General features: G+C 55.4%; 13 protein-coding genes. 11 read left to right on the forward strand and 2 right to left on the reverse strand.

The window, feature by feature from the left end; all coding sequences use genetic code 11:
- From HNQ64_RS12635 to HNQ64_RS12680, 10 genes are all read left to right on the forward strand, one after another.
- A partial coding sequence (locus tag HNQ64_RS12635; protein ID WP_184209095.1) for a putative Ig domain-containing protein occupies positions 1 to 1602 on the forward strand: 1602 nt, incomplete at its 5' end.
- A gap of 144 nt (positions 1603 to 1746) precedes the next feature.
- Positions 1747 to 5016 carry a hypothetical protein gene (locus HNQ64_RS12640; RefSeq protein ID WP_184209097.1) on the forward strand — a complete coding sequence of 1090 codons (3270 nt, stop codon included), beginning with the start codon at positions 1747 to 1749 and terminating at the stop codon, positions 5014 to 5016.
- A 187-nt stretch (positions 5017 to 5203) separates the two neighbouring features.
- A complete protein-coding gene (locus HNQ64_RS12645; protein WP_221305441.1) occupies positions 5204 to 5824 on the forward strand; it encodes a hypothetical protein in 621 nt (206 codons plus the stop codon).
- Entirely contained in the window at positions 5821 to 6321 is a 501-nt protein-coding gene (locus HNQ64_RS12650) for a hypothetical protein (protein WP_184209101.1), read from the forward strand. The genes HNQ64_RS12645 and HNQ64_RS12650 overlap by 4 nt, the downstream gene beginning before the upstream one ends.
- Positions 6322 to 6350: 29 nt before the next feature.
- A complete protein-coding gene (locus tag HNQ64_RS12655) occupies positions 6351 to 7271 on the forward strand; it encodes a PilW family protein (RefSeq protein WP_184209103.1) in 921 nt (306 codons plus the stop codon).
- Between the two features lie 41 nt (positions 7272 to 7312).
- On the forward strand, positions 7313 to 8074 hold the full coding sequence (locus HNQ64_RS12660) for a hypothetical protein (RefSeq protein ID WP_184209105.1): 762 nt from the start codon (positions 7313 to 7315) through the stop codon (positions 8072 to 8074).
- Between the two features lie 158 nt (positions 8075 to 8232).
- Positions 8233 to 8703, forward strand: coding sequence for a Dps family protein (locus HNQ64_RS12665; protein WP_184209107.1), 471 nt, complete (start codon positions 8233 to 8235; stop codon positions 8701 to 8703).
- 147 nt (positions 8704 to 8850) lie between these two features.
- Positions 8851 to 13032, forward strand: coding sequence for a PVC-type heme-binding CxxCH protein (locus HNQ64_RS12670; protein ID WP_184209109.1), 4182 nt, complete (start codon positions 8851 to 8853; stop codon positions 13030 to 13032).
- A 528-nt stretch (positions 13033 to 13560) separates the two neighbouring features.
- Positions 13561 to 14196 (forward strand): hypothetical protein, encoded by a 636-nt coding sequence (locus HNQ64_RS12675; protein WP_184209111.1) that lies wholly within the window; start codon positions 13561 to 13563, stop codon positions 14194 to 14196.
- 2 nt (positions 14197 to 14198) lie between these two features.
- Complete coding sequence (locus HNQ64_RS12680; protein ID WP_184209113.1) at positions 14199 to 16085, forward strand: hypothetical protein; 1887 nt, start codon at positions 14199 to 14201, stop codon at positions 16083 to 16085.
- A gap of 19 nt (positions 16086 to 16104) precedes the next feature.
- On the opposite strand, the gene HNQ64_RS12685 is transcribed toward HNQ64_RS12680, so the two are convergent.
- Both HNQ64_RS12685 and HNQ64_RS12690 read right to left on the reverse strand, forming a co-directional pair.
- On the reverse strand, positions 16105 to 17409 hold the full coding sequence (locus HNQ64_RS12685; RefSeq protein WP_184209115.1) for a putative DNA modification/repair radical SAM protein: 1305 nt from the start codon (positions 17407 to 17409) through the stop codon (positions 16105 to 16107).
- A 35-nt stretch (positions 17410 to 17444) separates the two neighbouring features.
- The gene (locus tag HNQ64_RS12690; RefSeq protein ID WP_184209117.1) at positions 17445 to 17681 is read right to left on the reverse strand and encodes a TIGR03643 family protein; all 237 of its coding nucleotides are present in this window, start codon (positions 17679 to 17681) and stop codon (positions 17445 to 17447) included.
- A 261-nt stretch (positions 17682 to 17942) separates the two neighbouring features.
- Between HNQ64_RS12690 and HNQ64_RS12695 the strand changes: the two genes are divergently transcribed.
- Positions 17943 to 21413, forward strand: a complete 3471-nt coding sequence (locus HNQ64_RS12695) for an immunoglobulin domain-containing protein (protein WP_184209119.1) — start codon at positions 17943 to 17945, stop codon at positions 21411 to 21413.
- Positions 21414 to 21543 lie beyond the last annotated feature (130 nt).

The raw sequence follows: 21543 nt of genomic DNA on the forward strand, positions 1-21543 counted from the left end.
GTGAGCCCGCAGATGCCGGTGAATGGGAAGGGAGAGCAAGCAGCGCTGGCAGAGCTGGTGCAGAGTCGGCATGGAAGTTTGGCGCAGGCGTATCGAATGAGTGAAGTGGGAGAGGCATTGGATACACGGATCCAGAACGTGAATGAGCGAGGGGATACAGTGCCCCCAGTGGCAGGCCGTGACAGCGATGGCGATGGCTTGTCTGACCTGGAGGAAGTCCTTCTGGGAGCTAGCCGCGATACCGTCCTGCGTGTGGGTGATTTTGTAGACCTGAACCTGGGCGCATTCGCCACCGGGGGCCAGACCTTGAAGATCGTGGGCCGCCTACCTGCTGGACTAACATTCAATGCAACCACAGGTCGCCTCAGTGGTGTCTTGAGTGGTACAGCCGCCCTTTATGACCTGCAATTGCTGGTCATGCAGGGAACCATCCCCCTCAGAGCCTACAATCTACAGTTGACGGTAGAAGCCTTCCCTGCACGTCTCTTGGCTGGTTATGAGGCACTCCTTGTCGGTATTGATGACCTCCCTAAAGGCATCCTGCGCTTGAGCGTGACCCGGCCTAGCCTGTGGACAGGTTCCTTGGAAGTGATCGGCCAGGGCCGCCGTTCTGGGACGGGCAGCTTCGTGCTGGTGCCGGGACGTCAAAGCTCGGAAATACAAATGGTCTTCAAAGGCACAGCTACAGTGCCTCAGGCCAATGTCACCGTGACCATCAATGCAGAGTCGGCCCTGGTATCCGGCACCTTTACTTCTGGCACTGTGACTGGTGAACTTCGAGGCTTCCGTCTGGCCTCTCTAGGGGGTAGCCCACCGGCCATTCGTAAGCTGAACCTCGTTCTGGATGCAGGTGTGCAAGATGGCGTGACTTATCCCGCAGGTTTTGGCTGGGCCAAAGGCTCCGTCACCACCAAAGGAGCTGTTTCATTCAAAGGTCAACTGGGCGACACCCAGGCCATTACTTTGACCGCTAACTTGGGCGTGACTGGTCAGGCCTTGGTCTGGACGCAGCCTTATCGGAACAAGGTGGACTCTTACTTCGGTGGTATCGTGCCGTTGCCGAACGTGGGCCAGCCTGAGGCGACGGTGGAACAACTGACGCCGGGAACTTGGTGGTTCAAAGCTGCGGATGAGAAGGAACTTAGCTACTTCGCAGGCTTCGCAGAACCTTTGCCCGTCAATGCGGTCGCTGCGGCTTTTGACACGATTAAAACTTCCGACGAATTGAGCACAGCGCTCGGTTTGACTGCTTCTACTCTGAATGTGGAAATCGAAGGTTCAGGCTTGAGCAGCACCACAGGTGTGCCTGTCTTACTGCCAACGGCCTTTAACCTTGCGACGAATTTCTCACTCACCACTTCTGCGCCTGTAAGTGGTTCCCCTGCGGCTTGGACGGGTAAGATCAATAAGGCCGATGGCAGCCTCACCGGCACACTGACCCTACCCGTGACTTCGAGTAACCTCGCCAGCAAAGCTCCGGTCACTGGCGTGTTGCTCCCAGGTCTCCCATCCGGCAATACCATCGGCGCAGGTCTGATCCGCGTGACAGTGCCCGGTAAGAAAGGGCAGTTCCAGACTTCCTCGCTTTTGATAGAGAAATAATACCCCCCAATGCTTACCTCCCACCATCACGCCCCCCCCAGTGATTGTTCAGAGCCCGCCGCCTTACGGTGCTCATCGAGTCTAACGTTCAAGCATGGGAAGGGGGTGGGGAGTCGGTTGCCGAGAGCCGGATTCACCCTGGTGGTGACGCTCGTCATCCTGGCTGCGGTGACGATTCTGGTCGTAGGTTTATATGGCATCGTCTCGCGGGAAAGTCAGACCTCAGCGAGTTACGATGCCGTGGACCAGGCAGATTTAGCCATGCAGTCAGGCTTGGAACATGTGGGTGCCTTACTCAAAGGCTCCCTGGCTGATGAGTTGGGCGTGGTTTTTTCAGTGCCGCTGACGCCAGCGGTGGATGAAAAACAGAGGCCGCGTGAGATGCTCGTCGCTGCTAATTACGACGTGTCTTCCAAGCTGTGGAAATACCAGCCTCTAGCTTCAGGGGTTGCCCGCCCGGTGGATGGGGACAAGCTTAAAATGCCGCCCGCGCAGTTTGAGAAACTACCTGCCAAAGATCCCACCGTCGGCCCCTCCGTGGAGGTGAATGAACTGGAAGCGAGAAGGCTGCCTGCTCCTGAACCGTGGATGGCCCGCGTGCCTCGTTACTGGATGCAAATGACCCTGCCTTCTGAGGAGAAAACTCCACAAGGTGAAGAAGGGGAACAAGAAGAAGATCCCAATGCGGAAAAGCTGGTGGCCAGGTATTCATTTTATGTGGAAGACCTGCAAAGCAAACTGAGCCTCGCCAATTCAGGGATTCATGACAGCGATAGGGACCTCCCTCATTTCCAACCCGATTTGGTGGATACCCTGACTCCTCTGATCCCGAATTTACCGGGCATAAAAGTTGATCCCGGTGGTCGTTGGCGGCGGCAGCCTACTTCCGTCTGGACCCTGCTGCGCCCGGATCTGGAACCTATCAATGCTGACGCCTTGCCTAAAACAGTCAATGCCATGCATCGCCGCCTCACGGCGATTAATTCCAAACGCCTCGCTTTTAGCCCCGAAATGTGGCGTGAATTGCTCATCACGCCAGATCCACTGACGAACTGGCCAGGGCTGGATATCGTGCGCCTAAATGGCCCCGAAGCACGGTTGGCTAACGGATCCCTCGCAGATCCGCAGTTGCGGGCTTTGGAGGAGAACACCACAGGTTACCTCAAGCCCTATGATGAATTGGCGCTCGTACCCCATGGCCCTGGCTTTGCCAACGGCGGTGAACGGAAGAAGAATCTCAACGAGTATTTGATCAAGATCGGCGCGAATACGTCCCAGACAGATCATCAGAAAATGACGGACGCCGTGGATGAAATTGCGGCGCACATTGACCGTCATTTGCCTGACTTTAGCAAAAGGGCAGGAGGTTATCCACTGCCCCGGAGTCAAGTGATCACTCAGCGTGACAAACACCAGATGGCCTACCTGAAAAACCTGGCGGCGGGCATGCTGGATTACGCAGACAAAGACTCTTACCCTTCCATCAATGTGGCCAAGGGGGGAGCGGGAAATGAGAACGATGAGGCTAACATTGAGTATCGCGGCATGGATTCCTTCCCGCTGGTGAATGAATACTGGCAGCGCCACCGCTTTGAGACTTACCTTGGCCGTGAAGTGGAGGTTTCCCTAACCGATTATGTCGAATTGTGGAATCCCACGAATCATCCAATCAAGGGCCGTATCACGTGCTGTTTTGAGTATCGGGGTGAATTTTCAGTCAATTCACGCACCTACCCAGTGATGTCATCCATGGCGAATGTTGTGCGTGGTCGGCCTCCTTCGACAACACCTGGTCTTTCGGGAATGTGGTTTGGAGAAAAAGTGATCGATCTACAGCCGAATGAGATCATCGTTTTGGCCTTTGATCCGGTGGTCTTCAAACTGGATGGCGGTGCTTTGGGTAACGTCGCAGGGGTGCGTTACAAAGGTGACAATGTCACGGATGGTTTTAACGATGAGCGCACCAGTCGCTATCGCTTAGCCTTCTGCCCAGAGGGTTCGGCAGACTTCACGGTTGTGGATCTTCCGTTTGCCCCCTTGGAGCGTTATGAAATGACCACCAGCCTGAGCAATCGTCAGCGTTTCAATGTCAATCAACCTGGTTTGGCATATCGTGTTCGTGATAAAAAATGGGCTTTTAACGTGGGCGATACTCGTGCGGCTTATTACATTGATTACCATCAGGAAGTGATTGATTACGATGATGGCTCCAGCCCATGGGGACGTAACTTCCGTCGTTTTGATAACCTAGCTGGTGAGGCCCGCACTTATCTCTGGCCGGATGGTGGACACAACAGTTTGCCTTGCCCGACGCGTATCGGATCGGTTTTGAGAAATCCTGATGACATCACCATGCGCAATGAAGTGAACGCCAACAACAATGTGGCTGAGCGACAAAAATTTGTGCAGCGCATTTCCAACGTCGGGCGCTTTTACAGCATGAGTGAACTGGGACATATTTTCGATCCCATCATGTGGAGTCCGCGAAACACCATCTGGAGTGACTCGGATATGCTCCCGGGTGACTTACTCCGGTATGATGAACATGCGGATCTGAATCCTGAGATTCTTAGTACGGATCCCAAGAGCAATGAACTGGATGCGCACAAACGTTTCTGTGGCGGCAATTCTTTACGCATCGGCCGTGTGGAGCACAGCTTATTCCGCCCAGACTACCGTGACAAGCCTGACAAAGGCCGTCCTCTGAACCGTGGCATGGCTGCCACATCCCTCCTGGATCTTTTTCACTGTGGAGATCCCAATGCACTGGAAACTGACACGCAACGCTACACGGGCCCGCTCACGCGCATTGATGGCCATGTGAATGTCAATACCGCTAGCCGTGAAACTTTGCGGGCCGTGGTGGCAGGTCGATTGGCGGCGGATCCGCTTTTGAAGAAAGACAGCATGGATCCCGATCCGGATAGCAAAAAACCGACCGTCTTGCTGGCTCCATCCAGAAATCGCACGGAGGCTCAGGCAGACATCATTGCCACAGCCATCATCGAAAATCGCCCCTACATCACGCCGGCGGAAGTGGCCGAAAAAGCCATCTTGTCTGCCAAGGATGAGGAGAATTTGAAGAAGGATGATGAGTTGCCACCGCTGAAAGCCAACTGGCCTGTGTTTGGTTATACCAAGCGAGATCCCAACGATGATCGGCGTGTGATTCCTGAATGGAGCGATGCCGCGGCGGAGGAGCTTTTCTCACGGCTTTACAACAATAGCACGGTTCGCAGTCGTCATTTTCAAGTCGTCGTGACTGGCCAAACGGTGAAGATCGGACGTGAAGGAAATACCCGTGTGGTGGCCACTCGTTCCCGCCTTTTCCATCTGTTTGTTAGGCCTGTGCGGAACGCCGATGGCACTTTGCAGAAGCAAGAGGTCGAAATCACCTATTCCAGGCCTCTGTAACAACAAGGCAGCATAACCAAAAGCAGTGTCTAACAAAATTGACACATTGCATCGGTTGTTCGTTCGCATTTTTGAGCGAACTAACCGGGCGCAGGAAAGTTGCTTTAACACTATGTTGATCCCCCCTTCATTCACGCGCCGACAAACGCATTTCCGTAGGCTGAAAATGCGACAAAACGGTTTCTCCATGCTGGAGATCCTCGTCGTCATCGGCGTCATGACCTTTATGGTTGGCCTTGTGCTCGGTAGCACCGGGGCCATCAATGGTACACAGGGCATGACTGCCATGCACCAAGTCACCGCCATGTGCGACCTCGCCCGGTCCCGCTCCCTTCGCGGCGAAGGCACCATCCTTTTAGCCTTTGCCGCGAAAAATTCCGGTACGACGGGCCAGCCCTATCGTTCGGCTATACTCTGTGCGGAAGATGCTACGACGGAGGACCCTGAGGACTACGTGGCTATTTCGGAGTGGTATCACTTGCCGGCCGGTTACGTTTTCACGAACATTGAAGCCGCTTCTGAGAGTGCCGGTGGAAACGTCTTCAAGCTTACGAATGCGAGTCGTAAGATCAAGCTGCCAGGGACGATGGATCTGGTGGAATTGCCGTGCATTGGCTTTGGCTCGCTGGGTGAGGTGGTCATTCCTGAGCCGGATACCAACACTCTAGAATCCATGTTGATCGCCATCGCGGAAGGCCAGGCCGATGTGGATGGCCCTTTGACCCGCAAAGGCGGGACGCATGTCCCTGAAGAATGCCGCTGGATCGCGGTTCGCAGAAACTCTGGATCCCCGATGATCTTGCCATGATGACTCCTCCCCTCCAAAATCTTACCGTCAGCCTGCAGAAATCCTCCATGGGCTTCAGCTTGGTGGAATGTATCCTTTCCGTCGCCATCACAGTTACCAGTCTGCTCACCGTCATCGGCATGCTCATGGGCACGCTGGGGGTGGCCAGTGACTCCAAGCAGGAAACCACCACGGGCGTGCTGATTCGTCAGCTCGCTGGTGAGATCAAAGACATGACTCCACCGGCGAAGCCCGAAGACGAGCCTGAGCCGCTCATTGTGCTGGTGGATGAAACGATGAAGATCCTGGAACACAGCCGTTTCAATAACAGCAATGTGAAAGAGTCTTACAATACGGGCAGCCAGCTCGCTTCGGCAGCATCCTTTGCCCGCATTGACCGTGTGCCAGATCCTGAAAACACCCTCATGGACCGTATTGTCATTCGTGTGGAGTCACCAGCCTCTGCACCCGCAGAAAATCGGCAGGTGCGGAAGTACGCGGCTTTGTGCCCTAAATGATTGGTTAGGCCAGGACCTTTGATAAGATCATGACCCCCGCATCCCGCCTGCCCCATGCTGCAAAAAACAGACAGGGCTTCTCTCTGATCGAGCTGCTCGTCAGTGTTGCCGTGGCTTTCATCTTGGTGGCAGCTCTCATGCAGAGCATGGTCTCGTCCTTGGATTCTTGGACGAACCAGGAAAAGGTGTTTTCCAGCCAGCGTGAAGGTCGCGCCGCCTTGCGAGTCTTGGCGGATGATCTAGCCTCCATTGTGATCATGCCTGGCGATGGTCCATTGGCCGAGGACCCTCAGGCGATGACGGGGCGTAAACCGCTACGCTTCCTGGTGCAAAAAGGTCCACCCACATCTCCCACGACCACTCGCCTCGCTTTCCTGCGCAGCGTCAAACGTGCCACAAAAGGCACAGACAGTGGCCGGGGAGATCTACAACTGGTGCTTTATGGCATCGCTCTCACACCCGATGGTGGAGCCAGTGGGGCGGAGACCGACGCGAACAGCCAGAAGCTACTTCGCAGGGAGTACTCTGCTGCTGAAACCTTCCGCAGGCTGGAAGGGCATCGCGTGGGAGGGCAGCCCCTGATTTTTGAAGAGGATTGGCAGCAACTCGAAAACCTCGCTGAGGCAGACAACCAAGCTGCCACCACGGGTGTGCGTAATGCCGTCCTGGCTCATGATGTGATCCGGTTTGAGTGCAAGCCTTTGGAAAACATGATGCCAAACCCACCCGTGGCACAGGAATGGCCGTCTGACCAGATGCCCAAGTGGGTGGAGGTGACACTGCGAGTGACGAACCGGCAAACCGGGCGTCTTTTGAAGACGGCGGAAGACTGGCGCGGAGAGGGCGTCCGCTCCACAGCCATCTCGAATGGCACCCCCGATGTTTACGAAGATGATGCCGAGGTGCGCACCTTTTCCATGCGTCTGCGCCTGCCTTCGCTTTCACTTTGATGGGTGCTTTTACCTCTGCTTCATCCCCTTTTTGATTTGTTATGAGTGACTCTCTGAAAAAGGCCCTTTTCCACGGTCGCCGCCGTGCTCTTATTCATTTTACGTGGGTAGCAGCCAGCCTGTTGCCGCTTCCATTGGTGTCTCAAGAGGCGGCGCCCAAAGACGCACCCGTGGGCCTGGAGATTCCCACAGATCTTGGGTTCATTCGTTTGGTCAATGCGGTGGGTATGTCTGGTAGGCTGAAGGTCACTGTGGACGGCATCGAAGCAGACCCCGCCGGCTTCAAAGCAGGCTTTGCTACAAATGGCATCGGCCTAAGCCCAAAAAACTATCAGGTCGAGCTGGAGCATGAATCTCTAGGCAAAGGCAGCGTCCAGGTGCCCCTCCAGACGGGCCAGATCACCACTGTGATTGCCTACATGACTGAGAAGCCTGAAAAAGGCGAAAAAGCCAAAGCGACTGCCAAAAAAGAGGCTGAGAAAAAAGGCCCTCGTCTCGGCTGGTACGTGGACCAATCTCCCGCAAGTCCTCCCGATGTGAAGGAATCGGTCCTGAGCTTGATGCAATTCACACCTTCCGAGTCATTGGATTTTAAGGTGGTGAATACCCCCGTCTCCACTGGGGCCGAAAAGCCGACCCGCGTTCCGATCACCAACGCCATGGGATCTTTCCCAGATGTGTTCTACCAAGGCAAAATCGTTTGTGGCCTCAACTTCCAATTTCGCGCGGATCAGTTCGTGGTTTTCTATGCTGGTGAAGACGGCAATCTGAAGTGCATCACCATGCGAAATGACGTGCAGTAGCCGGTTGCTATGATCCGATGAAAAAGCTCGCCACGGCTTGCTGGGGCAGGGGTGTAGATTTCTACCAGCCGGGTGGATACGTCCATTTTTTGCGGCTCAATCGTATGTTCGGCAGATGATTCCTATGACAGGAATTTATCCTTTGGCACTCCCGTCTTATGAAAACGAACATCGGTATTTCAGACAAGAATCGCAAAGAAGTCTCCACCCTTTTGGGCAAACTCCTCGCAGATGAGTTTGTGCTCTATACCAAGACTCGCAATGCCCACTGGAATGTCGTGGGTCCTGACTTCCATGCCATGCATCTGTTCTTTGAGGACCAGTATGGCAAGCTCGAGGGGTTCATTGATGACATCGCCGAACGCATCCGTTCTCTGGCCAACCCCGCTTTGGGTTCCATGAAGGAACTCTTGGCAGCGACTCGGCTGAAAGAGGAGAAAGGCGAACTGAAAAGCTCGGCCGAATTCCTCAAGCTGCTATTACAGGATCACGAGCAGATCATCCGCCAGATCCGTGAAGACGCCCCGCGCTGTGAAGAACTGGGCGATGACGGCAGCAATGATTTTCTGGTCGGCCTTCTGGAGGAACACGAAAAGATGGCCTGGATGCTACGCTCTTGCCTTGGTTGAGGTTTTCTCGGGAAATTCTCGGGTGTTGAAGAGGCTTTTCGGCTCCCACTAGGAAAGCTGCCAGGCAACAAAATCACCGGTTTGTAAAAAACTTTGTCCGGTTTTCCGGGCTGGTGCGGTATATCCGTCCCTGCCTGAATTCCGACCATGAAGTCCATCCTCCTCACCTTTGTATTCATCGCCTCCGCCGCGCTCGGCGCGGACTGGCTGCATCTGCCGGCCAAGCCGGGAACCGCGAACGGCAAAAAGATTGTCCTGGTTGCCGGGGATGAAGAGTATCGGACGGAGGAAACTTGCCCGATGCTGGCGAAGATCCTCAGCCAGAAGCATGGGTTTGACTGCACGGTGCTGTTCTCGATCAACCCGGACGGGGGCTACATTGACCCGAACTTCCAGAAGAATATTCCCGGTACAGAAGCTCTAGCTTCGGCGGACTTGCTCATCATCGGCACGCGTTTTCGCCAGTTGCCAGATGACCAACTCGCGCCTTTTGCGGCTTTTCTGAATGCGGGCAAGCCGGTGATCGGTTTCCGTACCGCGACGCATGCCTTCACGGGCAATGCCAAGACGGGTGATTTTAAATGGGGTGAGTTCGGCCTGAAGATCCTCGGTGAAAAATGGGTGAACCATCACGGCAAACACAAAGCCGAAGGCACGCGCGGCATCGTGGAGGCGGCCAACAGCGCGAATGATGTGCTGCGCGGCGTGGGGGAGATTTTTGCGACGACGGATGTCTATGGCATCGCCAATCTGGATGAAAAGACCGCAAAGATTCTGCTTCGTGGTGCCGTGACGGAGACCATGGAGCCGAGCTCGAAGGCCATCTCGGGGCCGAAAAACAGCCCCATGATGCCGCTGGCCTGGCTGCGCGAGTACACAGCCCCGAATGGCACTGCGAAGGGGCAGGCTTTCTGCACCACGCTGGGAGCCTCCGTGGATTTTGCCGATGAAGATCTGCGCCGTCTGGTGGTGAATGCGGCCTACCACCTGGTGGGTGCCAAAGTGCCTGAAAAGGCGGATGTGGCCTATGTGGACGCCTTTGAGCCGACCTTTTATGGCAACAACAGTGGTGACCATTACAAGAAGCTGAACCGCAAGCCTGCGGACTATGCATTGGGCAAAAGCCCTGCCACGGGCTTGGCCAAACCCCAGCCGAAGAAAGAAGAGAAAAAGCCAGCCGCCACGGCGGAAATCCCTCCTCATGCGCCTTCGGCAGAGCCAGCCGCAGCCACCGCTGCCCGTGCGCAAAAGGTGGCTCCGCCGTCCCAGGGCGAGCGCATCGTGCTCATTGGCAATGGTCTCGCCGAGCGCGACGTCTATTACAGCCGCATCGAGACAGAGTTGCATCTGCGCTACCCCAGCGAGGAGCTGTTTTTCCGCAACATGGGTCACGTGGGAGACACCCCCGGTTTCCGCCCGCATCCTTCTCGCATTTCGCAGTGGGCTTTCCCGGGTGCCGAGAAATTCCACCCCGACAAGCAAGTGCACCATGGCAAGGGCTTCTTCTCCACACCAGACCAGTGGCTGACCCATTTGCAGGCAGATACCATCGTGGCTTTCTTTGGTTACAATGAATCCTTCGATGGCCCGAGCAAGGTGGGCAACTTCGAGGCTGAACTGGATGCCTGGGTGAAGCACACCCTGAGCAAGGCCTACAATGGCAAGGCCGCCCCGCGCGTGGTGCTGGTCTCGCCCATCGCTTTTGAAAATCAGTCCGCCACCCGCGATCTGCCGAATGGTGAAAAAGAAAATGCGAATCTGATTCTCTATTCAGCAGCGGTAGAGACTGTGGCAAAGAAGAACGGCCTCACCTTCATTGATCTCTTCTCCCCCACCAAAGAACTCTACGCGAAGGCCAAAGTCCCCTTCACCACGGGGGGTTTTGTACCCACCGATGCCGGTTACCAGCAGATCGCTGAGATTCTGGCCACGGGCCTTTATGGGCAGCAGTCTCGTGTTTCCAAAGCCGACCCAGCTTTGCTGCATGAGGCGGTGAAGCAAAAAGATTGGTTCTGGAACAACGACTACAATCTGGTCAATGGCGTGCATACACACGGCCAGCGTTACAATCCCTTCGGCCCGCAGAACTACCCGGATGAAGTGAAAAAGACCCGTGAGATGGCAGCCCTGCGGGACGCTTTGATTCATCAGGTGGCGACTGCGAAAAAGACCGATCTAGTCGTGGATGACAGCAAGACTCACAAGCTGCCTGATGTGCCGACGAACTATCAGCCGAGCGTCAAAAACGGCAGCACGAAGTACCTGTACGGTGAAGAAGCAGTGAAATCTCTCACCGTGCCGGAAGGCTACAAGGTGGAGCTGTTTGCCAGTGAGAAAGAGTTCCCAAATCTGGCGAACCCGATGCAGCTTTCCTTCGATGACAAAGGTCGTCTGTGGGTGGCCACCATGCCCACCTATCCGCACTATCGCCCTGGTGATGCCCTGCCGGATGACAAGATCCTCATCTATGAAGACACGGATGGCGATGGCAAAGCCGACAAGGAAACCGTGTTCGCCGATAAGCTGCACCTGCCCATCGGTTTTGAATTTGCGCCCGAAGGCGTCTATGTCTCGCAGGAGCCTAACTTGGTATTGATCCGCGACACGAATGGCGATGACAAGGCCGACAGCACGGAGATCATTCTGGGTGGCTTTGACACGCATGACACGCACCATGCCATCAGCGCCTACACGGCAGATCCCAGCGGTGCTTTCATCCTGTGCGAAGGTGTCTTCCTGCATTCCAATGTGGAGACTCCCTATGGTCCTGTCCGCTGTGTGGACGGCGGTTTCTTCCGCTACAGCCCTCAGCGTGGCCATTTGGAGCGCACCGCTCAGCTCAGCATTCCAAATCCCTGGGGTGCCGTATTTGATGCCTGGGGCCAGGACTTCTTCCTCCACACCTCCGGCACCAGCATGAACTGGATGCTGCCCGTCTCGGTGAAACCCACCTTTGGCAGTAAAACTCCCTCCACACCGGACCTGGTGCCTGAAGGGCAGAAAGTGCGCCCCACCTCTGGCCTGGAAGTGGTCTCCTCCCGCCATTTCCCCGATGAAGTGCAGGGCGATCTCATCCTGTGCAACGCCATCGGTTTCCTGGGCATCAAGCAGCACCAGATCGTGGATGACAGCACCGGTTGGAAGACCACCTTCCGCCAGGACCTCTTAAAAAGCACGGACGGCAACTTCCGCCCGGTGGATCTGGAGTTCGCGCCAGATGGTTCCTTGTATGTCATTGATTGGCACAATGTTCTCGTCGGTCACATGCAGCACAATGCACGTGATCCCCTGCGCGACCACGTGCACGGCCGTATCTACCGCATCACTTATCCTAGCCGACCGCTGGTGAAGCCCGTGCCGGTGGAAGGTGCCAGTGTCACCGCCCTGCTCAATAACCTGAAGGAGCCTGAGTTGCGCACCCGCTACCGCACCCGTCGTGAGCTACGCAACCACCCGACCAGTGAAGTGCTGCCTGCCGTGAAAGCCTGGGTGGCGGCTCTGGATAAAAACGATGCCCAGTATGAGCACCATGTGCTGGAGGCCCTGTGGACCACCTGGGGCATGAACGAGGCGGATGAAAGCCTGCTGCGCCAGCTTCTGAATGCCAAAGATTTCCATGCCCGTGCCGCAGCGGTGCGCGTGCTTCGGTACAATCATCACCGCATCGCAGATCACGCCGCTTTGCTTGAAAAGGCAGCGGCAGATGAGCATGGCCGTGTGCGTCTGGAGGCCATCGTGGCTGCCTCTTGGCTGCCAGATATCGCAGCAGCTAAAAAGATCGTCGCCATCGGCGCGGCCAAGCCCCTGGATGTGTGGAGCCAAAACGCCGCTAAAACTGCGACGGATCGCCTTGCTGGCGTGGCGGAAAAAGAAGTGGCCGATCATCCTGAACTGGCCGCACCAGCGCACCTCAATGCCGAGGGCAAAGCCCAATTCCTCGCTGGCCAAAAGGTGTACTTCCGTGAAGGTCACTGCGTGACTTGCCACCAGCCGAGCGGCAAAGGACTGGACCCCGCATTCCCATCCTTGGAGAAAAGCCCCTGGGTCACAGGCGACTCGGATCGCCTCATCAAACTGGCCATGTATGGCCTCATGGGACCGCTCGAAATCAATGGCAAAAAGTATGATGGCCAGGTGCCCATGACCCCCTTTGCTGGCATGCTGAAGGATGATGAAATGGCTGCCGTGCTCACCTTTGTGCGCAACAGTTTTGGCAACAAAGCCGATCCTATCCAGCCCACCCAGGTCAAAGCCATCCGCGATGCCAACGTGGGCCGCGTGCAGTTCTACACGACGGAAGAGCTGCTGAAGCAGCATCCGATGAAGTAGGTCTTCAAGCGATCGCCTACGCCAGCCACGGTACTGCCGTGGCTGGCTTTTTTTGTGGACATCGGCCTAACCGATGATTTAAAAAAATTTTTGTGGACATCGCAAGAGAGCGCTCGGCTAACGACGGCTCCCCCTCGTCCGTTCTGATTCGGCCTTGTTCACTCTGCCATCGTGAGCTTCGAAAAGCGCGTTCCCTCTCCCCGCGCTTGCGTGGGGTTGCGAAGCCGCGAAGCGAAAGGCCAAGGTGAGGGGCCGATGGGAGCACGCAAAATTCCTTTCGCAGGGAGTGCCCTTTTCGTAAAACGACATCTCTGGATATTCCAGAGACGACCCTTCAACAGTTCTTCATGTCGGCCCACAAAGATTGAGGAAGAATGATGTCTTTTGGACTCCATTGATCGAGACAACATTGGCTTCACAAATACTTTCGTTAGCTCTTTCGTTGAATGCTTTTCACAACTTGTTCTGTGAATACCGCTCTCCTTTTAACCTTGCCAGCAGGACCCGAAAGGTCTTAGAAAAGTGCCTATGATTTGGATTCAGCATTCCCTGGTGGCGGTTGCGTTAACGCTGATGACTCTGGGGGCACTCCAAGCACAGACGGCAGCTCCACAGGTGGAGTTGGTGATGCATGCGGTGCCTGAGACTATCTGGCAGGCGAAATTCGAAGGGCCGTTGCAGGATCACCCCGAGCTGAAGAAGCGCCTGCAGACGGAAGGTATTAAGCCGCTTTTTTCTGTGAAGGGGATCCTGGCTTTTGACACACCTTTTGTTTGGCGGAAGGGAGCGGAACGAGAATTTGCCGAAGGCTGGGAAACGCGTCATCAAGACCCTGCCGTGCCGACTCGCCTGCTGAAACGGTTTGTCGGCACCACGGTGGAATGGCAGCAGGAACACGCGACAGAACAGGGAAAGTTTCAGGTCATTTTGAAGCTGATCCATCACCTCGCATCTCCAAAAATGCAGCGCATCAGTTATGCCAACGCCGCACAAGGAGCGGAGAGAGATAAGCATTCGGTGGAGTATCCACGGTTTGATGTCATCGAGTGGGAAGGAAGGCTGGCGGTGTCGCAACAGTGGCGATTGGTGACGCAGGTCTTGCGTCCTGCGGGAACGGAGAGCGATCTTGCCATGCGTTATCTCGTCTTTATCAAACGTCTTTGAACATGAAAACATTTTTGGTTATACTAGCCTCAGTTCTGGGTTTGTGGGCAGGGCCAGGTGGGGCGGAACCGCAGACTATGGACATCCGTCAAAGGGTGATCCGCGCTCCTGAGATGGAGGTCATTCGGCTCCTGATAGATCCCCAGAAAACGGATGCTGAACGGCTGGCGACCTTGCAAAAAGTGGTGAGTGAAGGCCGGGCCAGTGTCGTGTCTGACATCAGCATTGCTGCGGACGAAGCTGGAAGAGTGAACGTAAAAAATGGCGAGTGGGCTTGGATGCCGAGCGAGTTGGATCAAGAGATGGATCGCCTTTACATGGTGCCTACCTCTTTTCAGGAACGTTTCATCGGCACCTCTTTGGAAGGTCGAACTCAGGTATGGACAGAACCCACGAAGACATGGAAAATCTCTGCCGACTGGAATGCGCACTATTCACCCCGTGGGCCCGAGACGGTCATCTGGCCCACCTCTTGGCTGAATACCTATGATCACGAAACTCATAAACCCACCGGCAAGGTTATCCATGGTTGGTTAGACTGGCGGGATACGTTTGAGCAACGCGTCATCACCTCATTGCTGCTGGAAAATGGAGAGCCCAAAATCTTGGCGATCATGCCGCCAGGAGATCAAATCTGGCCCGGAGACCGAAAGGGCCGCTGGCTGGATGTTTTTATCGTGGAAGCACGGCCACTCGGTCAGCTTCAGGCAACAACAACCGTTGAAAAAAAGGAGCGCCTGGTGTCTCCTCGCGCTTGGCTTTATGGCATCGCTTTGAGTTCTCAAGAAACTTTGGCACTGCTTCAGGCGCGGCAGCCGAAAGAGGATGCCGCGCTTCTGCAAACATTGCTCGCTCGGGTAGAGGAGGGTGCTGCGCGAATGATTCTGTGTGCGGGCTCCATCCAGGCTCATGGTCAGCGCCAGGATGTGCTCAGCGCACGCTGGCATGAATATCCTACGGAGATGCCCAGCATCCCTTCAGCCTGGGAATCGCGGGCGGTGGGCACCCACTTGGAGATGGATGATCATGCCTTGTCCCTCACACAAGCGGTCGCCGTCCCGGCACGCAGCGAGTGGAAGCTGGCGGGAGATGTGCCGGAGGCCATCATGTGGCAGCCTCGGTTTCGTGATTTTCAACTCCAAACGCTCGACCGTTTATCGCCGGGAACGCGACTATTGAGTGTGCTACAGGTGCCTAACATCATGCGTGGAGACGGTCTGTTGAAGGATGAAACTCTGCTGGTCTTTTGCCAGCGCGAAGGCAGTGCTTGGCCTGAGGCTCCTGCACCACAAGCTGGCTATGAGGCCAACCTCCTCGTCGTAGAAATTCCGGCGAGTGAAGAGGCTCAGTGGCAGCCCGTGGCCGATGCCCAAGAAACGAAACGTTTTCAAACTTTGATGGAGCGTGTCCAGTCTGGGCAAGTGCCTCTGGTGGCGCAGGCGATGCTGCATCTCCCAGGGCGCACCGTGGGTAAACTGGCGATGACAGAAGACTACCCCACCGCGACCGAGTTTGATCCACCTGAGCCTGAAAGCCCTACCCGCATGCGCCCCACGGCGTTGGAGACTTTACCTGTAGGCAGTCGTTGGGAGGTGGGTTTGGACGATGAAAATATCTCTGCGGTCCAAGATCCACACTTGCGATTGACTCACACTTTTTCGCATAGCACTGCACGACCGGTGGAACCCGGATTGAAAGAGACACTGGCCATCGCGGCAAGTTCCAAGGAGGACTACCCGGGAGCCAAGCACCTTCTGGAAACCTGGGGAGAAGAGGGATTGAAAATCATCCCTGACCGCGTGCACTGCCTGGGCCTGCGCCAGCCGCCTGGTATGGATCGCGATGTGCGGCACATCGCCTTTATCCAGATACGGAAGCTGATCCCGTGAGTTCCTAACCAAAAGTCCGCTAAAGCTCGCCGCTCCGTGCCATTAAGGCATCTGCTAGGGTTGTGGCAGGATGCGCGAAGTTCAGTTCTAACTGCTTCGGGGCGGGTAGGAAATGGGAGCGTAGTTGGTCACTTTCCAGCAGAGCGATCTTGGGCGCATGATCCGCAGCGATGATGAACGGTAGTACTTTTTTTAAGCCCACGCGCATGCGTTGGAGATCCACCAAACTCAAACGAGCGTATCGCCTCGCTGCGAGGATGCGTGCCACATTCGTGACGCCCAGGCCTGGGATGCGCCACAGCAGCTCCTGCGGGGCACGGTTGATATCCACAGGAAAGAGGTGCCGATTGCGCAGGGCCCAGGCCAGCTTGGGGTCGATCTCCAGATCCAGGTGAGGGTTTTCCACTGGCAGCAGCTCCTTTACGTTGAAGCCGTAAAAGCGCAGTAGCCAGTCTGCTTGGTAAAGACGATGTTCCCGCACCAGTGGTGGTGGTTTGATGGGGAGTAGCACACTGGGCTCAGGGATAGGGCTGAAGCCGCTGTAATAAACCCGGCGCAGGCGGTAGTCGCGATACAGCTCATCAGCTCTCCCCAAAACGATGGCATCATCGGAGGCATCTGCGCCCACCAGCATCTGCGTGCTCTGCCCTGTGGCAAAGGCGGGCGGTTTCGCCCGTGGAGTGGCTTTGATCTGGCGGGCTTCCTTTTTCGCGGCTAGAGATTCATCGATGCGCTGGCGAATGCCGCCCATGGCGTGCTGCGTGCGCTTTAAATTTTTCTCGGGGGCCAGGGTATCTAGGCTACTTTGAGTGGGCAACTCGATGTTGATGCTGATGCGGTCGGCATAGCGCCCTGCCTTCTCAATGAGTTCTGGCGAGGCCTCAGGAATGGTCTTGAGATGGATGTAGCCGCGAAAGTGGTGCACCTCACGCAATTGCCGCGCGACTTCGATCACCATCTCCATGGTGTAGTCCGCGCTGCGCACGATGCCAGAGCTGAGGAAGAGCCCTTCGATGTAGTTTCGTTTGTAAAAATCCAGCGTCAGCTTCACCACCTCCTCAGGGGTGAAGCGTGCGCGGTTCACATTGCTGCTGCGGCGATTGATGCAGTAATGACAATCGTAAAGGCAGACATTCGTGAGCAAAACCTTCAAAAGTGACACACAGCGCCCGTCAGGTGTGTAGCTATGGCAGATGCCTGCCCCACCCGTGGAGCCCACGCCCGAACTGCCGCGCGAGTCCTTTTTGGCCGCGCCACTGCTCGCGCAGGAGGCGTCATACTTCGCCGCATCAGCCAGGATTTCGAGTTTGCGGTCCAGTTCCATAATTCAATCGAACAGTATTCAAAAGAACGAATTTGTCACGCCTCGAAGTCCGTCTTTTCCACAGATTGCCGATTTTCAAACAGCTTGCGGTGCTTGGTAACTCGGCCTGACACGCGCTTTCGCCACAGGCGGAAGCTGGAAGGTTTGAGCTCACGCCGCATGATGGCGATGACTTGCGGCTCAGTAAGGCCTGTCCGTTCTTCGATTTCTTCGAAAGTCGTCCGGTCTTCCCAGGCGAGACGGATGATGAGGGAGGAGTCTGGAGAAGACATTTTTTAAAACGAGTTTGACGCCATCGATTTTTTTTCATGCCTACCTTCACAAAAAAGGACGTCAGGGCCGCGATGCGGCTTCCGTTCTTGGAAATCAATCCAAGAGCATTGCAGGGTGGGTTGAGAATACATTGTAACCTTTACGATCAGAAAGCTTCGGAGGGCACTACGAGCAATACGCACGATTTTTTGTATTGTCATTGTATGCGAAACTCGCCATTATCCGGCGTTTCTGCTACCCCCTGGAAATTGTACGTCTCAATGAAAACCCCGCCCAAAAAACTTTTAGCCTCCATTTTAGGGGGCATTTTCTTTACCGCGATAAGCGCCTTCGCGGTCCCTTCCTTTACCCTGCCGCCTGCACCAGTTGCCGTGACTCTTCGGGATGGATTGAGCACTACCTTCACGGTTCAGGGCGTAAGTTCGGAAAATAAAGTCCTGAACTATGAATGGTTTAAACAAGGCTCTGCGAGTGCTTTGGTCGATGGTAATGGCATTTCTGGCACCACCAGCCGGACTCTGAAAATCACTGGGGCCAAGTCCATCCATGCAGGGACCTACTATGCAAAGGTCTATGAAATCTTCGGCACGCGTCCTTACCCAGAAGCTTCGTCTCCGGAGTTCACCCTCACGGTGAACGTGCGGCCCACCATCATCAGCCAGCCTTCTGCAACCACGGTCAACCAGGGCGATCGACTTCAACTCAGCGTAGATCTGGCTCCAGATACCACGACTACGGGTTTAACTTTCCGCTGGCAGAAAAACAACGTGGATATTCCAGATGCAGTCAATGTTACCGCGAGCCAAGCGACCTTTGTTATCCCAGCCGCAACGGCAGGGAATGAGACGACCGAAGGTGCCCAGTGGACGGATGGAGCAACCTACCGCGTCCGCATCGAAAGCAGCCTCACAGGGCCTACTCCCCTGAAGAGCTTGATCCTCTTGAGCAAGCCTGCGGTCGTGAAGGTGGACTCACAGCCCATCATCATCACTCAGCCAGCAGCAGCCACAGGTGGAACCTTGTTTGTGGCGACCAAAACCACAGGCAAGTTGAGCGTCGTAGCGGGTGGTAACCCGAAGCTGAATTACCTTTGGGAAAAAGAAGGCGTGGATGAGACCTTCAAACCTTCGGCTGCTGCTTCCCAGACCGTCACCACAGAAGGCCGTTATCGCGTCCTTGTGAGCAATTTCCTCACCCCTAGCGGTCAGCCTGGAACCTACAGTAACTATGCCGATGTGGTTTTCCTCAACAAACCGACTGAAGTGGGCACCATTACTGCCACCTCCAATAAGTCACCGGCTCAGCCGAATGCGAAGGGCGAATTTGAAGCCAATGAAGAGGGCGGTGCGACCCAGGTCACACTCACCGTGACCCCCAATTTGACCGGAACGGGCGATCTGGAATTCCAGTGGCAGAAAGACGGCAAAAACATCCTCAACGGCGATGGCGTCAGCGGAGCACAAACCGCAGCGATTGTCTTTAATCCACTGAGCTTTACTCATCGCGGTGTCTATCGCTGCGTGATCAAAAACAAGGTTGGGACTTACACCTCGAAGACTTATGCTTTGAAGGTCAATTCCAAGCCCATCATTGTCAGCCAGCCAGAGTCTTTGGTTTATGGTGTGAAAGACAAATCCGTCACCTTCAGCCTCGTAGCAGGCGGCACCCCAGCGCTCACTTACAAATGGTATCGTGAAGACGACATTGTCGCAGGCACCGTGCTGGGCAAAGCGGCTAAGCTAACCGTCGCTCAGTTGGGTGATGCTAAAGAGGACAACTATTTTTGCGAAGTCACCAATGCTTACGGGAGTATTACCGCAGGCCCATTTGCCCTCCAGGTAGATACGCCTGTGGTCATCACCCGTCATCCAGAAGTCACCACACCAACAGTCGGTACGACTTTGACCCTCACCATCCAGACCAGCCAAGGAGATGGCCCCATCAATTATCAGTGGCAGCGGAATAATGTTAACCTTGAGAATAGTCCCCGCGTGACGGGTGCTCAAGTGACCGTCACAGGGCCTCTGGGGCTTCAGGATGCCGTTTCTCTGAGCATCTCCGACGTCGAATTAAGCGATGCAGGCTCCTATCGCTGCATCGTCAGCAATGTGAACGACACGGTGAAGGTCACCAGCAAGTCGGCCAAAGTCACCGTGTTGACCGCTCCTTCGATTGTGACGGAGCCTGAAGATCAGGAAGTCTTTGAAGACACCAAAGTCACTTTCAAAGTCGTGGCTGCTGGATCTCCAACCTTGAAATATCAATGGCAGAAATGGAATGCCGACGCGTCCGCTTGGAACAACGTCAGCAAGGCGACAAGCTCGATTCTAACCATTGCTAAGGCACGCGTGGGTGTGTCTGCCAGCAACAGTGATGACGGTCTTTATCGCTGCGAAGTGAGCAATGCCACCGGCATCCCAGCTTACTCTCGCGAAGCCGAGTTGATTGTGAATCCGATCCCGAACGTGACCATTGATAGCATCACGCCTCGCGTGGCTCGTGCAGGTGAAAAAGTGCGCGTCACCGGGACAGACATGAACTTTGTGACGAGCGTGAAATTCGGTTCCGATGCGACCGGTGTGAAAGCCACGTTTGTGAAGGAGTCAGATACCTCTCTCCTGCTTACGGTGCCACCTTCTGCACCACTGACTCCGAGCGAGATCACCATTTATACCAAGCCCCCAGGTGGGCAGGCCACCGAAGATCCAGATCTCTTCCGCCGCAGCACGGTCCAGGCTAATGACCGTAATAACCCGACCATCATTGTAGGTAAAACTTTCCCGCTAACTTTGGGAAGAACGACGATCGCACTTGAACCAGGCACCCTTAATGTTCCCGCAACCGCAGGACCTAATGATCTGGCCGAAGCTTTCTACACTTGGGTACTCCCTAAAAAAGGCCGTTATGTGATCAGCTTTACCACTACTTTTCAAGTTTTCGCAGGCCCAACCCTTTTCAGTGCTGTTGACAATGATGAAGGAGGATCCTTTCAATTGTTTTCTACAGTCGCTGAAGAAGACAATACTCCAATTTCCATAGTGGTTTTTGGCGTTCAAGGGAGAAGCGCAAGTATTGGAGGGACACTTCCAGATTTTGGTAATTATGCTGTGACAGTGGCTTATGCTGGCGTGGATACGCTCCCAAGTCCCGTTGCATCTGCTCAACAGGTGAGTTCTATAGAGGCCGACTGGAATATCGAAGGCTCCACTGGCACGGTGAAAAAAGTGACGAATGCTGACAATCATTCCTCCACCTCCTTCACGGGCAACAGTTCGGAAGGCGCAGCACCGACGGTGCTCTGGCAGGACGCTTCGGATCTCGAATACGCGGCGGACAGCGTGATCCAAACCGAATGGAACATGTCCATTGATCAGGCGGGTGCTGGCACGAAAGGCCACTTCGCCTGGCAGGTGACCGGTGAAAATGGAGCTCCTCTCGGGCAGATCCAGTTCTCCGTGGCAGACGGTGCCATTTACGTGGTGCAGGCAGATGGCACGCGCAATGCCGCTGAGCCTGTGCTGGTGCCAGGTTCCAATCACCGCTTCGGGATCACGACCGACCTGGGCAGCCGCACTTGGCAGGCCCGCATGGACGGTGTCGCCCTGGGCGAGCCACAGCCGCTGCCTGCAAACTCGGGTTTTGGCGACGTCTCCGTCATCTGGTACCCTGCTACCTCTGGCAGTGCCCAGCCGACCCTGAACTTCGACGACGTCAGCATCCAGGCTGACTGAGATCGTTAAGGATAAATTCAAAAGCCCGGTCGCTCCCTGCGACCGGGCTTTTTTATTTTTTGAGGGGCCTTGATGGCAGTGGCCGAATGATAAACGGGATGCCGGGAAGGGCGATGGGTTTGGGCGTAGA

The organism is Prosthecobacter dejongeii (genome assembly GCF_014203045.1).
Taxonomy (GTDB): domain Bacteria; phylum Verrucomicrobiota; class Verrucomicrobiia; order Verrucomicrobiales; family Verrucomicrobiaceae; genus Prosthecobacter; species Prosthecobacter dejongeii.